The organism is Streptomyces sp. NPDC096323, assembly GCF_040302845.1.
Lineage (GTDB): Bacteria > Actinomycetota > Actinomycetes > Streptomycetales > Streptomycetaceae > Streptomyces.
Window position 1 is genome coordinate 23016 of record NZ_JBEOSI010000003.1, and the last position, 15110, is coordinate 38125.

The 15110-nt window shown below is 71.5% G+C and carries 14 protein-coding genes; 6 read left to right on the top strand and 8 right to left on the bottom strand.

Annotation, left to right across the window (positions count from 1 at the left end; genetic code table 11):
- Positions 1-41: 41 nt before the first annotated feature.
- Positions 42-1574 (top strand): ricin-type beta-trefoil lectin domain protein, encoded by a 1533-nt coding sequence (locus ABTX18_RS07925; protein ID WP_352121894.1) that lies wholly within the window; start codon positions 42-44, stop codon positions 1572-1574.
- Between the two features lie 55 nt (positions 1575-1629).
- Here the strand turns inward: ABTX18_RS07925 and ABTX18_RS07930 are convergent, their stop codons facing one another.
- Both ABTX18_RS07930 and ABTX18_RS07935 read right to left on the bottom strand, forming a co-directional pair.
- Positions 1630-2931, bottom strand: coding sequence for a M18 family aminopeptidase (locus tag ABTX18_RS07930; RefSeq protein ID WP_352121895.1), 1302 nt, complete (start codon positions 2929-2931; stop codon positions 1630-1632).
- Between the two features lie 594 nt (positions 2932-3525).
- Positions 3526-5190 carry a fumarate hydratase gene (locus ABTX18_RS07935; RefSeq protein WP_352121896.1) on the bottom strand — a complete coding sequence of 555 codons (1665 nt, stop codon included), beginning with the start codon at positions 5188-5190 and terminating at the stop codon, positions 3526-3528.
- A gap of 168 nt (positions 5191-5358) precedes the next feature.
- On the opposite strand from ABTX18_RS07935, the gene ABTX18_RS07940 reads away from it, so the two are divergent.
- Both ABTX18_RS07940 and ABTX18_RS07945 read left to right on the top strand, forming a co-directional pair.
- A complete protein-coding gene (locus tag ABTX18_RS07940) occupies positions 5359-6027 on the top strand; it encodes a DUF1707 SHOCT-like domain-containing protein (protein ID WP_352121897.1) in 669 nt (222 codons plus the stop codon).
- 174 nt (positions 6028-6201) lie between these two features.
- The gene (locus tag ABTX18_RS07945) at positions 6202-6573 is read left to right on the top strand and encodes a WhiB family transcriptional regulator (RefSeq protein WP_352121898.1); all 372 of its coding nucleotides are present in this window, start codon (positions 6202-6204) and stop codon (positions 6571-6573) included.
- A gap of 110 nt (positions 6574-6683) precedes the next feature.
- Here the strand turns inward: ABTX18_RS07945 and glpX are convergent, their stop codons facing one another.
- A complete protein-coding gene (glpX, locus tag ABTX18_RS07950) occupies positions 6684-7715 on the bottom strand; it encodes a class II fructose-bisphosphatase (RefSeq protein ID WP_136329070.1) in 1032 nt (343 codons plus the stop codon).
- A 210-nt stretch (positions 7716-7925) separates the two neighbouring features.
- On the opposite strand from glpX, the gene ABTX18_RS07955 reads away from it, so the two are divergent.
- The gene (locus ABTX18_RS07955; protein WP_352121899.1) at positions 7926-8441 is read left to right on the top strand and encodes a DUF4245 domain-containing protein; all 516 of its coding nucleotides are present in this window, start codon (positions 7926-7928) and stop codon (positions 8439-8441) included.
- A 98-nt stretch (positions 8442-8539) separates the two neighbouring features.
- Here ABTX18_RS07955 and ABTX18_RS07960 read toward each other — a convergent pair whose 3' ends face one another.
- The 4 genes from ABTX18_RS07960 to ABTX18_RS07975 all read right to left on the bottom strand — a co-directional run bounded on the left by ABTX18_RS07960 (position 8540) and on the right by ABTX18_RS07975 (position 12436).
- A complete protein-coding gene (locus ABTX18_RS07960) occupies positions 8540-9130 on the bottom strand; it encodes a malonic semialdehyde reductase (protein WP_352121900.1) in 591 nt (196 codons plus the stop codon).
- 240 nt (positions 9131-9370) lie between these two features.
- The gene (locus ABTX18_RS07965) at positions 9371-9634 is read right to left on the bottom strand and encodes an exodeoxyribonuclease VII small subunit (RefSeq protein ID WP_352121901.1); all 264 of its coding nucleotides are present in this window, start codon (positions 9632-9634) and stop codon (positions 9371-9373) included.
- 100 nt (positions 9635-9734) lie between these two features.
- Complete coding sequence (xseA, locus tag ABTX18_RS07970) at positions 9735-10946, bottom strand: exodeoxyribonuclease VII large subunit (RefSeq protein WP_352121902.1); 1212 nt, start codon at positions 10944-10946, stop codon at positions 9735-9737.
- A 113-nt stretch (positions 10947-11059) separates the two neighbouring features.
- Positions 11060-12436, bottom strand: a complete 1377-nt coding sequence (locus tag ABTX18_RS07975) for an APC family permease (protein WP_352122455.1) — start codon at positions 12434-12436, stop codon at positions 11060-11062.
- 249 nt (positions 12437-12685) lie between these two features.
- Between ABTX18_RS07975 and ABTX18_RS07980 the strand changes: the two genes are divergently transcribed.
- Positions 12686-13675: a 4-hydroxy-3-methylbut-2-enyl diphosphate reductase gene (locus ABTX18_RS07980; RefSeq protein ID WP_352121903.1), complete on the top strand. Its 990-nt coding sequence runs from the start codon at positions 12686-12688 to the stop codon at positions 13673-13675.
- Between the two features lie 88 nt (positions 13676-13763).
- On the top strand, positions 13764-14501 hold the full coding sequence (ppgK, locus tag ABTX18_RS07985; protein ID WP_352121904.1) for a polyphosphate--glucose phosphotransferase: 738 nt from the start codon (positions 13764-13766) through the stop codon (positions 14499-14501).
- A 31-nt stretch (positions 14502-14532) separates the two neighbouring features.
- On the opposite strand, the gene ABTX18_RS07990 is transcribed toward ppgK, so the two are convergent.
- Positions 14533-15087, bottom strand: coding sequence for a DUF6542 domain-containing protein (locus ABTX18_RS07990; RefSeq protein WP_352122456.1), 555 nt, complete (start codon positions 15085-15087; stop codon positions 14533-14535).
- Positions 15088-15110 lie beyond the last annotated feature (23 nt).

A 15110-nucleotide genomic window follows, 5' to 3' on the forward strand; every position in this document is an offset into this window, starting at 1 on the left:
GCCAGTAAATACCGGGGGTAACCACAATCTCGGGAGGCGCAATGAGGCGTACCGGATACCGACTCCGATGTACGGTCGCGGCAGCCGCCGCCATGGCGGCGGCACTCGGCGGCATGACCGTCGCCGCCGGTCCGGCAGGGGCCACCCCGGCCCGGTCCGGTACCACCAGTACCGCATCCACCCCGCTGCCGCCCGAACTGGAGGCCCTGCGCGCCGCCGAGGCCACCCGGCTGTACGGCGACCCGGCCGAGCGCCCGCTCGCCGAGCGAAAGACGGGGCTCATCTCGCTCGGCGACAGCGAGATCTCGGGCGAGGGCGTCGGTACGTACGAGGCGGGCACCAACGGCCCCGACAACTGGTGCCACCGCTCGCCCGACTCCGCCATCCACCGCACCGGCATCCCGGCGGACGTCACGTACAACGTCTCCTGCTCGGGGGCGTACACCGGAAACATCGTCATCGGCGGCTCGAAGCAGTACGCCGACGAACTCGTGCAGAGCGACAGCCTCGCCATCAAGGCGCGCAACACCCGCATCAAGATGATCGTGCTCGTGGCGGGTGCGAATGACGACCTCCAGTTCGGTCCGGTCATGACGGACTGCGTCGAGCGCTGGATCCTCCTCCAGGGCCCGTGCCGTCCGAAGTACGAGGGCGGCTGGCAGGCCCGCGTCGACGGACTCGTGCCCAAGGTCGAGAAGACCGTGCGCGACCTGCGTACGGTGATGACCGGCGCCGGTTACGCGGAGGGCGACTACAAGCTCGTCGTCATGGGCTACCCGAGCCCCATCGGCCCGGACTTCTACGACAACCCGAACTTCCCCGGCAAGCTTCCCGGGGGCTGCGCCGGATACGACTCCGACGCCGCCTGGGGCCGTAACGCCGCCGTGCCCGCCTTCGAGCGCGGCATGCGCAAGGTGGCGGCCGACACCGGAGCGGTCTACCTGGACAACTCCCGGCTCTTCCACGGCCACGAGGTGTGCAGCGAGTCCGCCTGGGCCCGCGGCCTGTTCATCGACCTCTCGCACTTCCCGCCGGACGCCAACTCCGTCCGGCAGTCCTTCCACCCGAACGCGGCCGGCCACGGCGCCTTCGCCTCCTGCCTCACCCAGATCTACAACTCCGGCCTGCGCGAGGCGAGCTGCGCCGACCCGGCGAGCACCGGAAAGCCCGTCCTGCAGGCGGCCGCCTGGGACGACGTCTACCAGCCCCTGCGCGGCGAGGCGACGGGCAACTGCCTGGACGTCCCCGCCTCGGTCACCCGCAACAACACCGGCGTCACCGGCTGGGAGTGCCACGGCGGACGCAACCAGGGCTGGTGGTACGACTCCGGCACGACGACCCTGCGTACGGAACTGAGCCACGACCGCTGCCTGGACGTACCGGGCGCGAACTACAAGGCGGGCACAGCCCTCATCCTCTACAACTGCTCGGGCGCGGCCAACCAGCGGTTCGTCCGGCAGACGGGCACCCTGCGCCCGGCCGCCGCGACCGGACTGTGCGCGACCCTGGCGGGGGCCCATGACCCGCTGAGGCTGCAGCCCTGCGACGGAAGCGCACAGCAGCGCTTCGCGTAGCCGAGCCGAGCCGGTACGGGGCGGGGCCGGGCAGCCCCGCCCCGTACCGCCGCCGTCAGTCCGAGGTGACGAACGCGCCCAGGATCGCCGCCAGGTATCCCGGGTCGTCCGCCCCGCACAGCTCGCGCGCCGAGTGCATCGAAAGGCCCGGCACGCCCACATCGACGGTCTGCACACCCAGCCGGGCCGCGGTGAGCGGTCCGATCGAGGTGCCGCACGGCATCGCGTTGTTGGAGACGAACGGCTGCCACGGCGCCCCCGCCCGCTCGCAGGCCGACGCGAACACCGCGATCCCGGTCGAGTCGGTGGCGTACCGCTGATTGACGTTGACCTTGACCGTGGGACCGCCGTTCGGCAGCGGGCGGTGGTCGGGATCGTGGCGCTCCGTGTAGTTGGGGTGGACGGCGTGCGCCATGTCCGCCGAGACGCAGAAGGCCCCGGCCAGCGCCCGCGACCAGTCCTCCGAGGATCCGCCGCGGGCGGTCACCGACCGGCTCAGCACCCGCTCCAGCAGCGGACTCTGCGCACCCGTCTCGGAACCGCTGCCGACCTCCTCGTGGTCGAAGGCCGCCAGGACGGGGATGTACGCGGGCTCCCCGGCCGCCGTCGCCGCGCCGGTCAGGGCCGTGATGCCCGCGTGCACCGACACGAGGTTGTCCAGCCGGGAGGAGACCACGAACTCCCGCTCCGCGCCCAGGTATCCGGGGGGCTGGATGTCGTGGAGCATCAGGTCCCAGCCGAGCACCTCGTCCGGTTCGGCCTCCGCCGCCGCCGCGACCCTGCGCAGCAGCGCGCCCTCCTCGGCATCGCCGAGCGACCAGACCGGGGCGATGTGCCGCTGCCGGTCCAGCGCCAGCCCGTCGTTGACGGAACGGTCCAGGTGGATCGCCAGCTGGGGCACGCGCAGCAGCGGTTCGTCGATCTGGACGAGCCGGGAGTCGGTCCGGCCGCCCGGGCCGCGCAGGGCGAGGCGGCCCGAGATGCCCAGATCGCGGTCGAGCCAGGTGTTGAGCGGGACCCCGCCATAGATCTCCACCGCGATCTGCCGCCAGCCGGCGGCACCGGTGTCGGGGGTGGGCTTGATCCGCAGGTTCGGCGAGTCGGTGTGGGTGCCGATGATCCGGAACGGTGTGTGGCAGGGCGCGCCCTCGGGGGCGTACCAGGCGATCAGGGCGCCGCCGCGGACGACGAAACTGCCGCCCGTGGTGCCCGTCCAGTCGTCGGTGCCGCGCAGCTCGCGGAAGCCGGCCTTCTCCAGGCGCTGGGCCGCGCTCGCCACGGCGTGGTACGGGGAGGGGCTGGCCCTGATGAAGGAGAGCAGGTCGTCGGCGTGGCTGCGGTGAGGGACCGGCGTCATGCGGTGTCCGCCTTTCCGGAGTGGGACGGTGAGGGTGGATCGGGCGTGCGGGTCGGGCGGCGGGGTGTCGTGGGCCGTGCGGTGGGGTTCCGGGGTCGGGGGCGGGGATTCGTGGTGCCGGATCCGGGCCGGGAGGCGGGGTGCTCAGGGGAGGGGGCGCGGGGCGTGGGGTGGGGGTGTGGTCCGCGGGGGATTCCGGACAACTCACCGCATCGGCCCGGTGTCCCGCAAGCCGCGCGGACTCCCCTCTGCGCGAAAGCGGCGGTGCGGCCGCGGCCCGGGTGGGCGGTGCGAAGCAGTCCCGGGCGGGGGTGCGCGGTCCCGAGCGCAAGCCGGGGGCGAGCGGCCTGGGGTGCGGGCCCGGCGTGCGTGGCGCGATCCCGCCGCGAGGGCGGGGTGGGAGTCACCGGCCTGCGTCGCGCGAGATTGGCTGGATCTCGTCGTACGGGAGTGCTCCGGGCGGGCCGTCACGGCAACCGCCGACATGGTCGCTCAACGACTGAGGGGCGCCTCGGCCGCAGGGAAGCCCTCCTGGATACGCCTGAGGGGCGCCCCGGCCGCAGCCGGAACGCCCCTCCTGGATACGCCGGTCCGTCAGCCGAGGCCGGGGCCGCGCACCGGGATGCTGGTGAACGTCGGGGCGGGGGCGGGCTCGGTGAAGAAGTCGTTGCCCTTGTCGTCGACGACGACGAACGCCGGGAAGTCCTCCACCTCGATCTTCCAGACCGCCTCCATGCCGAGCTCCTCGTACTCGACGACCTCGACCTTCTTGATGCAGTCCTGCGCGAGGCGGGCCGCCGGGCCGCCGATCGAACCGAGGTAGAAGCCGCCGTGCGCGTCGCACGCGTCGGTGACCTGCTTGGACCGGTTGCCCTTCGCCAGCATCACCTTGGAGCCGCCCGCCGCCTGGAACTGCGCGACGTAACTGTCCATCCGGCCGGCCGTCGTCGGACCGAAGGAACCGGAGGCGTACCCCTCGGGCGTCTTCGCCGGTCCCGCGTAGTACACCGGGTGGTCCTTCAGGTACTGCGGCATGTCCTCGCCCGCGTCGAGCCGCTCCTTGATCTTGGCGTGCGCGATGTCGCGCGCCACGACCAGCGGGCCCGTCAGCGAGAGCCGGGTCTTGACCGGGTACTTCGTCAGCTCGGCGAGGATGTCGTCCATCGGCCGGTTGAGGTCGATCTTCACCACGTCGGACTCTTCGAGGTGCTCGTCCGTCGTGTCCGGCAGGAAGCGCGCCGGGTCCTTCTCCAGCTGCTCCAGGAAGACGCCCTCGGCGGTGATCTTCGCGGTCGCCTGGCGGTCGGCCGAGCAGGACACGGCGATGGCGACGGGCAGCGAGGCGCCGTGCCGGGGGAGACGGACCACGCGCACGTCGTGGCAGAAGTACTTGCCGCCGAACTGCGCCCCGATACCGATCTTCTGCGTCAGCTCGAAGACCTTCTCCTCCAGCTCCTTGTCGCGGAAGCCGTGACCGGTCTGGGAGCCCTCGGCGGGCAGCTCGTCCAGGTAGTGCGCGGAGGCGTACTTCGCGGTCTTCAGCGCGAACTCGGCCGACGTACCGCCGACGACGATCGCCAGGTGGTACGGCGGGCAGGCCGCCGTACCCAGCGAACGGATCTTCTCCTCCAGGAACTTCATCATGGAGGCCTCGTTGAGGACCGCCTTCGTCTCCTGGAAGAGGAACGACTTGTTGGCCGAGCCACCGCCCTTGGCCATGAAGAGGAACTTGTAGGCGCCGCCGTCGGTCGCGTACAGCTCGATCTGCGCCGGGAGGTTCGAGCCGGTGTTCTTCTCGTCCCACATGTTCAGCGGGGCCATCTGCGAGTAGCGCAGGTTCAGCTTGGTGTACGCGTCGAAGATGCCGTGCGACAGCGCCTCCTCGTCACCGCCCGCCGTGAGCACGTTCTGTCCGCGCTTGCCCATGACGATCGCGGTGCCGGTGTCCTGGCACATGGGCAGCACGCCCGCGGCGGCGATGTTCGCGTTCTTCAGCAGGTCGAGCGCGACGAACTTGTCGTTGGACGACGCCTCGGGGTCGTCCACGATCCGCCGCAGCTGCGCCAGGTGCGCGGGCCGCAGATAGTGGGAGATGTCGTGCATGGCCTCGGCGGCAAGGGTGCGCAGCGCCTCCGGCTCGACCTTGAGGAACGTACGTCCGTCGGCCTCGAAGGTGGACACACCCTCGGCGGTGACCAGGCGGTAAGGCGTGGTGTCCTCTCCCAGGGGGAGCAGATCGGAGTACGCAAACTCTGGCATTACGGCCATTCCTCACTCGGCAGACGGCGGCTGACCTCCCTTGGGCAGCGCACCCACCAGGGTAGGACCCCGCGGGGGCGGCGAGTCTGTGAGGTAGGGCTCACCAGGTCCGGCCTGTTCCCCGCCCGCCTCTAGTCGCGATCTATCGCGTTTGGGTACGCTGGGCCGGTGGACCTCGAAAAGCACCCCCAGCAGCCCGCCGCGCAAGCCGAACCCGATGTCATCCGGGCTTCCGACGCGGACCGGGACCGGATCGCGGACATCCTGCGGGAGGCGATGGCCGAGGGGCGGCTGACCGCCGACGAGCATGCCGAGCGGGTCGATGCCGTCTACCGCGCCAAGACCGTCGGGGAACTCGAACCGCTGGTACGGGACCTGCCGGCACCGGGTGGCACGCCCAGGGCCGCCGCCGGCGCCGCGTACGACCGTACCCCCGAGGTGCCGACGGGCCCCGCCGACAACCTGGTGGCGATCTTCAGCAGCGCCACCCGCAAGGGGCGCTGGCGGGTCGGCGGGCGCACGAACGCGTTCTCACTGTTCGGCAGCGTGGAAATCGATCTGACCGAGGCCCTGTTCGGCCAGCGGCTCACCGTGATCAACGCGACCTCCATCTTCGGCAGCGTGGACATCAGGGTCCCCGAGAACATCTCGCTGCGCGGCAGCGGGACGGGAATCTTCGGCAGCTTCGAAGTGGCCACCCTGGAATCGGCGGATCCCGAGGCGCCGGTGGTGGCCGTCAACGGATATTCGGTGTTCGGCAGTGTCGAGGCGAAGCCCAAACGCGGCAAGTTCGTCGCGGATCTGCAGGACCGGCTGCGTAAACACCTCGGACACTGACGAGGCCGCGACGGCGGGCGGACCGGGGTGCGGGGGCGTGGATTCGGGCGCGCGTGCGCTCGACCGCAAGCCCGTGCGCCGGAACTGAGTGCCACTCAGTGCATAGGCGCGCGCACAGCGGGTAGGGAGTGCTGCATCGCCTCTTGCCCGCGAAGTCGTCGTCAGGAGTGGACCGTGCTGCAACCGCCGCATCAGCCCCTGCAGGTCGCCGCCATCCCTTCCCAGCGGACCCCCGCCAGGGAGGACCAGGCGGGCCCCTGGCATTCGGAGGCGGTGTGCCGCCGGGACGAAGCCGGGCTGTTCTTCGCCCCGTCGAAGGAGCCGACTGCTGCCCGGCTGTCGCGCGAGGAGTCCGCGAAGCGGGTCTGCGCGCGCTGCCCAGTGATGATCGAATGCCGGGAGCACGCCCTCGTGCAACCGGAGCCCTACGGAGTCTGGGGCGGCCTCACCGCTGCCGAACGCCGTGTGGCGCTCGCCCGCCGCAGGCGGCGCGAGGCGGAGCTCAAGGCGTCCGGCGCCACCGGGCACATCGCCGCGGCCGGCTGACGGGAACCGCCCCGCTTCCGGGCCGGGCCGTACCCCGCGTCCTGCGCGAAGAGGCGCCCCCACCGCACAGGGGGGCGCCTCTTCGCGTGGACGTGGCGGACGTGCCTACGTCACTTCGCGCGGTCGAAGTCGATCGCGCTGTAGGCGCGCAGCTTCGACAGCCGGTGCGTGGAGTCGATCTTCCGGATGGTGCCCGACTTGGACCGCATGACGATCGACTCGGTGGTCGCCGTCTCCGCGCGATAGCGGACGCCGCGCATCAGCTCGCCGTCCGTGATGCCGGTCGCCACGAAGAACACGTTGTCCCCGCTGACCAGGTCGTCCGTGGACAGCACCCGGTCCAGGTCGTGTCCGGCGTCCAGGGCGCGCTGCCGTTCGGCGGCGTCCTTCGGCCAGAGCTTGCCCTGGATCACACCGCCGAGGCACTTTATGGCGCAGGCCGAGATGATTCCTTCGGGTGTGCCGCCGATCCCCATGAGCAGGTCGACGCCGGTGCCCTCGCGGGCGGCCATGATCGAGCCCGCGACGTCGCCGTCGGAGATGAACTTGATCCGGGCGCCGGTCTCCCGGATCTCCTTGACGATGCCCTCGTGGCGGGGGCGGTCCAGGATGACGACGGTGACGTCCTCGGGCGTGGAGTTCTTCGCCTTCGCGACCCGGCGGATGTTCACCGAGACGGGTGCGTTGATGTCGACGAAGTCGGCGGCCTCGGGGCCGGTGACCAGCTTGTCCATGTAGAAGACGGCGGACGGGTCGAACATCGCGCCCCGGTCCGCGGCGGCCAGGACGGCGATCGCGTTCGGCATGCCCTTGGCGTTCAGGGTGGTGCCGTCGATCGGGTCGACGGCGATGTCGACCTCGGGGCCGGTGCCGTCGCCGACGCGCTCGCCGTTGAACAGCATGGGCGCTTCGTCCTTCTCGCCCTCACCGATGACGACGATGCCGTTCATCGACACGGTGGAGACGAGGGTCCGCATGGCCTTCACGGCGGCGCCGTCGGCGCCGATCTTGTCCCCGCGTCCGACCCAGCGCCCGGCGGCCATGGCGGCGGCCTCGGTGACCCGGACGAGCTCCAGCGCGAGGTTGCGGTCGGGGGCCTCCGGGGAGACCTCCAGCTGGGACGGCAGATGATGCTCGGACATCGGAGCGCACCTTTCTGTACGACGACGACCGGATGAGGGTGATGTGACTCTATCGTCAGGCCGATAAAATGAGCAGACCGGGTCACGAATGAGCGGCCGGCCTTCATCCGGTCGCCGGTTGCCCCTCGCAGGTCGGGCCCTCGGGCGGGCCTCGCCCCTTGACCCGGTCCCGCGATCCGGTCGCGTCGGGGCTGATGCGACGATGGACGGGTGGCAAGCAAGCGAGGCAAGCAGACGGTGCGGGACATGATCCTGTCGTTGGCGGCGATCTCCGCCGTGGCAGGGGTCGTCTACATCTTCATCCCGCACGACGACAAGGCCGATCCGGTCAAGGCGGTCGACTACCGGGTCGAGCTCCTGACCGCACGGCGGGCCGCCCCGTACCCGGTGGCCGCCCCGAGCGGACTGACGGGCTGGAAGCCCACATCGGTCGGTTACGACCGCGAGGCGGGCAACAGCTGGCACCTGGGTTTCCTCGACCCGGACGGCCAGTACGTCGCGGTGGAGCAGTCCACGTCTCCCGTGGAGAAGTACGTCACCGAGGTCAGCCAGAAGGCGAAGGACACCGGGCGCACGCAGCAGGTGGCCGGGAAGGCCTGGCAGCACTGGGAGGGTCCGAAGTACGACGCCCTGGTGCTCCACGACAAGGGCGCGACCACGGTCGTGACCGGGTCCGCCTCGCCCGAGCGGCTGGCGGAGATGGCGGCGTCGCTCAAGACGTCCTGACGGCCGGGCTCGCGCGCGCAGGCATGAGGAAGGCCCTGGAGCAGGTGCTCCAGGGCCTTTCTGTGCGCCGTGCGCGGCACCCGGGGGCCGCGGGGGGCTCAGACGGTCTTGACGACCTCGTCGAACGCCAGGCGCGGCAGACGCGGGAACCAGGCGTCCTCGCCCGGCTTGCCGATGTTGACGACCATCAGCACGTTGTGGTCGCCGTCGAGGAACTCCTTCTCGATGCCCGCGGCGTCGTAGCCGGTCATCGGGCCGGCGGCCAGGCCGGCGGCGCGGACGCCGATGATGAAGTAGGCGGCCTGCAGGGCGCCGTTCAGCGCGGCGGCCGACTCGCGGACCGGGCGCTCGGAGAAGAACGCGTCCTTGGCCTGCGGGAAGTGCGGCAGCAGGGCCGGGAGCTCCTCGTGGAACTCGTTGTCGGTCGCGAGGATCGCGACCAGCGGGGCGGTCGAGGTCTTCGGCTGGTTGCCCTCGGCCATGTGGGGGACCAGACGGGCGCGGGCCTCGTCCGAACGGACCAGGACGACGCGCAGGGGCGACTGGTTGAACGCGGTCGGGCCGTACTTGACCAGGTCGTAGATCGCCTGGACCTGCTCGTCGGTCACCGGCTCGTCGGTGAAGGTGTTGGCGGTGCGGGCCTCACGGAAGAGGAGGTCCTGGGCGGCGGGGTCAAGAACGAGGGACATCTTGCGTAATACCTTCCGGACGGTCACGAGGATCAAGCGACATCGATCACGGTACGGGAGAGGTAGGTTAACTTTCAACTAAAACGAGAAGGGAGTGACTGAGCCCACAGCGCAGGCACCTTGCGCCGTTCCGCCCCGGCCTGTCCGACCCGCTCAGCCCCCGTCGGCGGCCGCGGTCTCGTGTCAGCCCGCGTCGGTGGCCTCGTGCCGGTGTCAGCCCGCGGCGGCGGCGGTCTCGTGTCAGCCCGCGTCGGCGGCCGCATCCCCCGCGCCCTCGGGGTCGGCGGGTCCCGCCAGTGCCGCGTCGAGACGGGCGCGCGCGCCCTCCAGCCAGCGGCGGCAGACCTTCGCCAGCTCTTCGCCGCGCTCCCAGAGCGCGAGGGAGTCCTCCAGCGAGGTCCCGCCCGCCTCCAGCCGGCGCACCACCTCGATCAGCTCGTCACGCGCCTGCTCGTAACCGAGCGTGCTCGTCGCCGCAGCCGTCGTCGTCCCGTCGTCCGTCATGCGATCCACCCTATGCGTCGGCCATACCCGTCCATCCCGGCCCGTCCGGGCTGCCCCGGAACCGTCCCGGGGCCCGTTCGCCGTCCCCGCCCCCGGGCGCTCACTCGGCGACCCGCACCACGAACTCGCCGCCGGACACCCGCGCCCGCAGCGCCTCCCCGGCGGCGCCCGCGTCGGCCGGGTCCCGGACCACGTGCCCGTCCGCCCGCTGGAGCACCGCGTACCCACGCTCCAGCGTCGCCGCGGGCGACAGCGCGAGCACCCGGGCGCGGGTGTGGGCGAGCTCGGAGTCCGCGCGGTCCAGCAGATGCCCCAGCACCCGCCGGCCGCGCCCGATCAGCGCGTCGACCTCCGAGGCCCGCTCGTCCACCATCCGCTGCGGGTGCTCCATGCAGGGACGTCCCAGCGCATGCGCCAGCCCCCGCTCCTCCCGGTCGAGCAGTCCCCGTACCGTCCGCAGCGCACGGTCCCGCAGCTGCTGCACCCGGTCCAGCTCCTCGCCCACATCGGGCACGACCTTCTTCGCCGCGTCCGTGGGCGTGGAGGCCCGCACATCGGCGACCAGGTCGAGCAGCGGCGAGTCGGGTTCGTGTCCGATCGCCGAGACGACCGGGGTGCGGCAGGCGGCGACCGTACGGATCAGCTCCTCGTCCGAGAACGGCAGCAGGTCCTCGACGCTGCCCCCGCCACGCGCCACGACGATCACGTCCACCTCGTCGACGGCGTCGAGCTCCTTGACCGCGCGGACCACCTGGTTCACCGCGTGCACACCCTGCACCGCCGTGTTGCGCACCTCGAAGCGGACGGCGGGCCACCGGCGGCGCGCGTTCTCCAGGACATCGCGCTCGGCCGCCGACGCGCGCCCGCAGACCAGCCCGATCAGCTGGGGCAGGAACGGCAGCGGCTTCTTGCGGTCGAGAGCGAAGAGGCCCTCCGAGGCCAGGGACTTCTTGAGCTGTTCCAGCCGGACCAGCAGCTCACCGATGCCGACCGGCCGGATCTCCGTGGCCCGCAGCGAGAGCTGGCCACGCGGCGCGTACCACTCGGGCTTCGCGAGGACGACGACCCGTGCGCCCTCCGTCACCACGTCCGCGATCCGGTCGAAGGCCTGCCGGAAGCACGTCACACTCACCGAGATGTCGTGCGACGGGTCGCGGAGGGTCAGGAACACCACCCCGGCACCCGGCCGGCGCGACAACTGGGTGATCTGCCCCTCGACCCAGACCGCGCCGAGCCGGTCGATCCAGCCGCCGATCAGCCGCGACACGTCACCGACGGGCAGCGGAGCTTCCGGGGAAGTTTGGAGAGCCATGCGAGCGAGCGTAGCCGCCGGCACCGACAACCCGGCCTGCCCGCAGCAGAGCACCCACCCGGGCTCGCCCCTCGGACCGCCCGCCCCTCACACCACCCACACCGCCCCGCCCCTCACACCGCCCGGCGCCCGCGCTGCGCCAGGAGCACCACCAGCCCCACCACCAGCCAGCACGCGCCCACCACCTGAGCGCTCGACGTCGCCTCCACGATCACCGCGATCAGCACCCCGGCCCCCACCACCGGGATCAGGACGTGCCGCCACCAGCTCGGCTGCCCCTCCCTCCGGCGCACCACGAACCAGCCGACCACCGACGCGTGGAGCAGCACGAACGCGGTCAGCGCCCCGATGTCCACCACCGACACCAGATGATCCAGACCGTCGTCCCGCCGCGCCGCCCACACCGCCGCCACCAGCGTCACGACCGCCGCGATCATGATCGCGATCCGCGGCACCCCCGAGCTCGGATCGATCCTGGACAGCAGCGCGGGCAGCCGCCGCTCCCGGGCCATCGCGAACAGCAGCCGCCCCGCCGCCGCCTGCCCGGCCAGCGCCGCGAACGCGGCCCCGATCGCCTTGCTCACCGCCACCAGATCGTGCAGCCACGTGCCGACCGCGGAGTCCACCGTGTCGTAGAAGGCCGAACCCTGCGCCACCGGATCGGCGGCCAGTTCCGCCGACGTCATGGGCTCGAGGAGCCCGGCCAGATACGACTGCGCGACGAACAGCACACCCGCCAGCACCAGACAGAACAGCACCGCCCGCGCCACCTTCGCCGAACCGCCCGTCACCTCCTCCGCGAACGAGGCGATGGCGTCGAAGCCCAGATACGAGAGCACCGCCACGGACACCGCGCCCAGCACCGCCGTCGCGGAGAATCCGGAATCCCCGGTGAGCGGCGTCAGCCAGCCGCGCTGCGCCCCGTCCCGTACGAGCACCACCACCGCGGACACCACGAACACCAGCAGCACCACGATCTCCATCGCGAGCACCGCGAAGCCGACCCGGGCCGCCGCCCGCACGCCCCAGAGGTTGAGCAGCGTCGTCAGGACCACCGCCAGCGCCGTCCACACCCAGCGCGAGACCCCCGGCACCAGCGAGTTCATCGCGATCCCGGAGAAGAGATAGGCGACCGCGGGGATCAGCAGGTAGTCCAGCATCGCCATCCACCCGGCGATGAACCCCGGCCCTTCGCCGAGCCCCTTGCGCGCATACGCGAAGACCGAACCCGCCATCGGGGCGACCCGCACCATCTGGGCGTAACTGAAGGCGGTGAACGCCATGACGACGGTCGCGGCGATGTACACCAGCGCCACGGCCCCGTCGGATTTCGCGTCGAGGGTGCCGAAGACCCCGACCGGGGCCATCGGGGCGATGAAGAGCAGCCCGTAGACCACCAGGTCCCGGAAGCCGAGGGTCCGCCGCAGCGCCACCCGCTCCGTGGAGCCGCCGCTGTCGCCCGTGCCGGTTTCCGTGCCGCTTCCGGCCATGAGTCCTCCGTCGGTCACGTCAGAGATCGCGTGGTGATCAGTTTCCCGACCCGGCCGTCCCCCCGCCTGTTCGGTACGGCCTAACGGCCTCCCCCGCGGCAGGGAGCGGGCGCCCGACGCCCTGCGACTCCGCTTGCGGCGTTGTCGTCGGTCAACGAGGCTCCGCCTCGATTCCCTCCTCCGCCTTGCAATCGAAGCCGCAGAACGCCGCTCGCTGGTCCGCTCCCTGCCGCGGGGGAGGCCGTTACGATGGGACCCATGACTGCTACGACACCCCGCCGCGTCCTGCTCGCCGCTCCCCGTGGCTACTGCGCGGGCGTGGACCGTGCCGTGATCGCCGTGGAGAAGGCCCTGGAGCAGTACGGCTCCCCGGTCTACGTACGCCACGAGATCGTCCACAACAAGTACGTCGTCCAGACCCTGGAGAAGAAGGGCGCGATCTTCGTCGAGGAGACCGCCGAGGTCCCCGAGGGCTCGATCGTCATGTTCTCCGCGCACGGCGTCGCGCCGACCGTGCACGAGGAGGCGGCCGAGCGGAAGCTCGCCACGATCGACGCGACCTGCCCCCTCGTCACCAAGGTCCACAAAGAGGCAGTCCGCTTCGCGCAGGACGACTTCGACATCCTCCTGATCGGCCACGAGGGCCACGAGGAGGTCATCGGCACCTCAGGCGAGGCCCCCGACCACATCACCCTGGTCGACGGCCCCGAGGACGTCGCGAACGTCGAGGTGCGCGACCCCTCCAAGGTCGTCTGGCTCTCCCAGACCACGCTCTCCGTCGACGAGACGATGGAGACCGTGGGCGCACTCAAGGAGAAGTTCCCGCTCCTGATCTCGCCGCCCAGCGACGACATCTGCTACGCCACGCAGAACCGTCAGATCGCGGTGAAGCAGATGGGGGCCGACGCCGACCTGGTCATCGTCGTCGGCTCGAAGAACTCCTCGAACTCGGTCCGTCTGGTCGAGGTCGCCCTCGGCGCGGGCGCGGGCGCCTCCTACCTCGTCGACGCCGCCGACGAGATCGAGGAGGCCTGGCTGGAGGGCGTCTCCACGGTCGGGGTCACCTCCGGCGCCTCCGTGCCCGAGGTGCTGGTCGACGGCGTCCTGGCCTGGCTCTCCGAGCGGGGCTTCGAGGACGTGGAGATCGTGAAGGCGGCCGAGGAGTCCATCGTGTTCTCGCTGCCCAAGGAGCTCCGCCGCGACCTGCGCGCGGAGGCTGCGGCACTGTCGGCGGAGTAGCCGGCCGGCCCCTGACCGGCCGGGGGCCTTCCGTCGGGTTTCCCGTTCCGGGAAGTGGGCGGGGCCCCGTGCCCGTACCGTGGATCACATGGAGATCTTCGGCGTGGACATCGGCGGATCCGGGATCAAGGGTGCTCCCGTGGACCTGGACCGCGGAGACCTGGCGCAGGAGCGCCACAAGGTACTCACCCCGCACCCGGCCACCCCCGAGGACGTGGCCGGGTGCGTGGCCGAGGTGGTCGGCCACTTCGCATGGCAGGGGCCGGTGGGCATCACCTTCCCGGGCGTCGTCACCAACGGCCTCACCCGTACCGCGGCCAATGTCGACAAGGGCTGGATCGACCTGGACGCCCGGACCCTGCTCGGCGACAAGCTCGGCCTCCCGGTCACCATCCTGAACGACGCGGACGCGGCCGGGATCGCCGAAATGACGTTCGGCGCGGGCCGGGACCGCAAGGGCACGGTCATCGTGCTGACGTTCGGTACGGGGATCGGCAGCGCGCTCTTCATCGACGGCCGGCTCGTGCCCAACACCGAGCTCGGCCATCTGGAGCTGAACGGCCGTGACGCGGAGAAGCACGCCTCCACGAAGGCCAAGGAGGACGAGGATCTGAGCTGGCAGCACTGGGCGCACCGGGTCCAGAAGTACCTGGCCCATGTGGAGATGCTGTTCTCGCCCGAGCTGTTCATCATCGGCGGCGGGGTCAGCCGCAAGGCCGAGAAGTTCCTGCCGCTCATCGAGCACGTACGGGCCGAGATGGTCCCCGCCGAGCTGCAGAACAACGCGGGCATCGTGGGCGCGGCGATGGCGGCGGCGGGACGCTGAGCGCCGGCGGGGCCCTGGCGGCCGTCGGGCTCTACCGCTGGGACGGGCGCCGCGGTGTCCGTCCGCCCGGCCGGCCGCCGCGGCGCCCGGCGGGCCGCGCCGCCGGTGCCGGTTTCCCGGCAGGCCGGGCGGTCTGCGCGGCCAGCAGCATCCGCCGCTGCCGGGCCCGCATCAGACGGATCTTGCGTACGGTCGCGATGAGGCCCGCGACGAGCGTGCCGCCGTACAGCCAGCCGGCGTGGACGGCGAGCGCGGTGACGACGGCCATGGTCTGTCCGCCGAAGCCGCCCGTCCCGCCGGAGATCGGGACGATGCCGACGGCGAACGCGATCGGCACGCTGATCGGAGCGGTCACCAGGTCGGCGGGCCGAACCCAGAGCGCGGTCAGCGCGCTGACCGGCAGGAACAGCACACCGAACACGGCGGACGAACCGTCGAACAGCAGCCAGTCCGCACAGCCGACGACGAACATGACGGCGGCGGCGAAGAGCCCGGCGCCGATACCGGTCAGCCGGGGATTGGGCAGCCGCCGCAGAGCGAGCACGGCAGGCGCCACCGGGCGGCCCCGCTCTGCGGGCGTGCTCATCACCCGGTAGGCGGTCGCGCCTT